Origin of the sequence: Streptomyces muensis, assembly GCF_021474425.1 — a bacterium.
Lineage (GTDB): Bacteria > Actinomycetota > Actinomycetes > Streptomycetales > Streptomycetaceae > Streptomyces > Streptomyces muensis.
On sequence record NZ_JAKEIP010000467.1, the window covers coordinates 1 to 3488 of the forward strand.

At 68.3% G+C, this 3488-nt stretch carries 3 protein-coding genes; 2 read left to right on the forward strand and 1 reads right to left on the reverse strand.

Going from position 1 to position 3488, the window contains the following annotated elements; translation table 11 throughout:
* The coding region (locus L0P92_RS43120) for a VWA domain-containing protein (RefSeq protein WP_234768595.1) at window positions 1–249 on the forward strand (249 nt) is incomplete at its 5' end.
* Window positions 250–392: 143 nt separating this feature from the next.
* On the forward strand, window positions 393–2108 hold the full coding sequence (metG, locus tag L0P92_RS43125) for a methionine--tRNA ligase (protein WP_234768596.1): 1716 nt from the start codon (window positions 393–395) through the stop codon (window positions 2106–2108).
* A 34-nt stretch (window positions 2109–2142) separates the two neighbouring features.
* On the opposite strand, the gene L0P92_RS43130 is transcribed toward metG, so the two are convergent.
* Window positions 2143–3488: pectate lyase family protein (locus L0P92_RS43130; protein ID WP_234768597.1), on the reverse strand; the 1346-nt coding region annotated here is incomplete at its 5' end.

Consider the following 3488-nt stretch of genomic DNA (forward strand, 5'->3'; position numbering starts at 1 on the left):
GTCGTCTTCCAGACCGACGGCGCCCCCGACGCGAAGACCCCCGCCACCAAGTCCCTCACGGACGCCGCGAAGTCCCACCCCACCGTCTTCTTCTCCTTCGTCGCGTTCGGCGACCACGACAACAAGGGCTTCGACTACCTCCGCAAGCTGAAGACCGAGAACACGGCCTTCTTCCACGCGGGCCCGACCCCCCTGGAGCTCACGGACGCGGAGCTCTACGACGGCGTACTGATCGACTGGCGCCCGTAACGCCGCAGAACCGCTCAACCGTCGGAGACAACCGGCCGCCCCCTTCCCACCCGGCAAAACGGGAAGCGGGCGGCCCACCCATGTCGGCTACGATTTCAAGGTTCGCGAAACCAGCAACAGAACCGACCTGGGAGCAGCCCCCGATGGCTCGACACCTCATCACCAGCGCCCTTCCGTACATCAACGGAATCAAGCACCTGGGCAACATGGTGGGGTCCATGCTCCCGGCGGACGTGTACTCCCGGTACCTCCGCCAGCGCGGCCACGACGTCCTGTACATCTGCGCGACGGACGAGCACGGCACCCCCGCCGAGCTGGCGGCGAAGGAACAGAACCTCCCCGTGGACGAGTTCTGCGCACAGGCACACGACGCCCAGAAGGCGGTCTACGACGGCTTCGCACTGGCGTTCGACTACTTCGGCCGGAGCTCCTCCCCCCAGAACGTCGAGATCACCCAGCACTTCGCCCGCAAGCTCCACGAGAACGGCTTCATCGAGGAGCGGGCGATCCGCCAGGTGTTCTCGCCCGCCGACGACCGCTTCCTCCCGGACCGCTATGTCGAGGGCACCTGCCCCCACTGCGGCTACGACAAGGCCCGCGGCGACCAGTGCGAGAACTGCACCCGGGTCCTGGACCCGACCGACCTGATCAACCCGCGCTCGGCGATCTCCGGCTCCACCGACCTGGAGGTCCGCGAGACCAAGCACCTCTTCCTCCTCCAGTCCAAGCTGCAGCGCGAGGTCATGGAGTGGGTGGCCCGCCACGACGGCGTCTGGCCGCACCTGGCGTCCTCCATCGCCCACAAGTGGCTGACCGAGGGCCTGCACGACCGCGCGATCACCCGTGACCTGGACTGGGGCGTCCCGGTCCCGGCGGACACCTGGCCGGAGCTGGCGGCCGAGGGCAAGGTCTTCTACGTCTGGTTCGACGCGCCGATCGAGTACCTCGGCGCGACGAAGGAGTGGTCGGACATCGACCCCTCGACCCGCGACTGGAAGTCGTGGTGGTACGACGTGGACGACACCGTCCGCTACACACAGTTCATGGCGAAGGACAACGTCCCGTTCCACACGGTGATGTTCCCGGCCACCGAACTCGGCATCCGCGAGCCCTGGAAGAAGGTCGACTTCGTCAAGGCCTTCAACTGGCTGACGTACTACGGCGGGAAGTTCTCCACCTCCCAGAAGCGCGGTGTCTTCACCGACCAGGCCCTGGAGATCCTGCCCGCCGACTACTGGCGGTACTTCCTGATCGCCAACGCCCCCGAGTCGGACGACTCGTCCTTCACCTGGGAGCACTTCACGGCCACGGTGAACAAGGACCTCGCCGACACCCTGGGCAACTTCGTCAACCGCGTCCTGTCCTTCTCCAAGAAGCGCTTCGGTGAGGAGGTCCCCGCGGGTGCCGAGGCCGGTGAGGCGGAGGCGAAGCTCGGCGAGGAGATCGCGCGGCTGCTCGCGGAGTACGAGGAGCACATGGAGGCCCTCCAGTTCCGCAAGGCGGCCGCCGCCCTGCGCGCCCTGTGGTCGGCCGGCAACTCCTACCTGGAGGAGAAGGCCCCCTGGCTGGAGATCAAGACCGACAAGGACGCCGCCGCCCTCACCCTGCGTACGGCGATGAACCTGATCCACCTCTACGCGGTGGTCTCGGAGCCGTTCATCCCGACGTCGGCGGCCGCCATGCGCCAGGCGTTCTCCCTCCCCGACGACACGGCGACCTGGGTGAGCGCGGACGAGGCCCGCTCCCTCACGGCCGTCCCCGCCGGCACCCCCTTCACCGTCCCCCCGGTCCTGTTCGCCAAGCTGACGGACGACGACCTGGAGGCGTACAAGGAGCGCTTCGGCGGCGAGGCGGCGTAAGGGAGCGGAAGAGCAGGCCGACGCCGCGGGTCGACTACTTCAGGACCCCGGCGCCGGTCGTCGTCGCCAGCTCCGTCGCCAGGTTCTTCGCCGACGTCTGAAGCCCGGCCGTGAGCGTCGGCTTCCAGTTCACCGTCGTCCTGATCTTCTTCGAGCTCGCGGCGTTGTAGGCGGCCACGATGTCGGTCGCCGTGCCGTTGACGAGGTTGCCGCCGCCCGCGATCGAGCCGGTGCCGTCGCCGCTCAGCAGCTTGGCGACCTTGGCGCCGGAGGGCAGCTTCCAGGCGTTGTGCTCGGCGACGACCTGGGCCTTGGCGCGGGAGTCGATGCTGTACTTCGGCGTGTAGCCGTTGAGCGTGGTCGTGTCGTACAGGTTGTTGTACAGGTGGATCTGGCCGATCCGGGCCAGGGGCGCCCGCTGGACGATGCCCTTCCACACGTTGTGGTGGAGGGTGACCCGCAGCTTGCCGGTGCTGTCGGTGTCGCTGCTGCCGATCAGCATCGTCTTGTCGTGGCAGTCGAAGAGGTTGCGTTCGACGGTCACCAGGTCGGAGCCGTTGGTGATGTCCAGGGCGCCGTCGTGGATCTGGTACTTGCGGCCGAAGTACGTCTTCAGCGACGTGTCGAAGGTCGGCGCGTCCGTGAACGTGTTGTGGTCGGCCCAGACGTTCGTCGCCCCGCGCAGGGTGACCGAGTCGTAGTTGGAGTTCCACTCGCCCGCCGAGCCGTCCGTCGGGTCCCACTGCGGGAAGCAGTCCTCGGTGGCGGAGAAGGTGAGGTTGCGGACGATGACGTTCTTGACGTTCTGCACCTGGAGGCTGCCGCCCTTGATGCCGGCCTTGGTGCCGGGGACGCCCACGATGGTGGTGTTGGACGGCACGCGGAAGACGATGTTCTTCTTCTGCTTGTCGGCGGCCGCCTTACGGGCGTTCTCCTGGCTGCCCGCCGGCGCCTTCTTGCCGTACGTCGCCGGGTCGTAGGCCTTGAGGTAGGCGGCGAGCGAGTAGCCGGTACCGGAGGCGTGGTCGGCGCAGGTCAGCTTCTTGCCGGCGTCGCTGGTGTTGGCGTCGATGGTGCCCTTGACCTTGATGATCCGGGGCGCGGTGTCGGAGACCGAGCCCAGCGCCTTCACGAGCTGGGCGCGGGTGCTGACGGTGAAGGTATGCGCGGCGTCGGCCTTCGCGCCGCCCGTGGTACCGGAGCCGGAGGCCGCCCAGCCGTCCTTCGCCGGGAGGGACTGGTGGTACAGGTCGACCGCACCGGCGTTCGCGTTCAGCACGAAGACACCGGCGCCGACGCCGGCGGCCGCCACGGCGGCGGTGACGACGAGGGTGCGGCGCCCGCGGAGGGAACGGCGGTGGGCGGGGCGGGGGGGGGGGG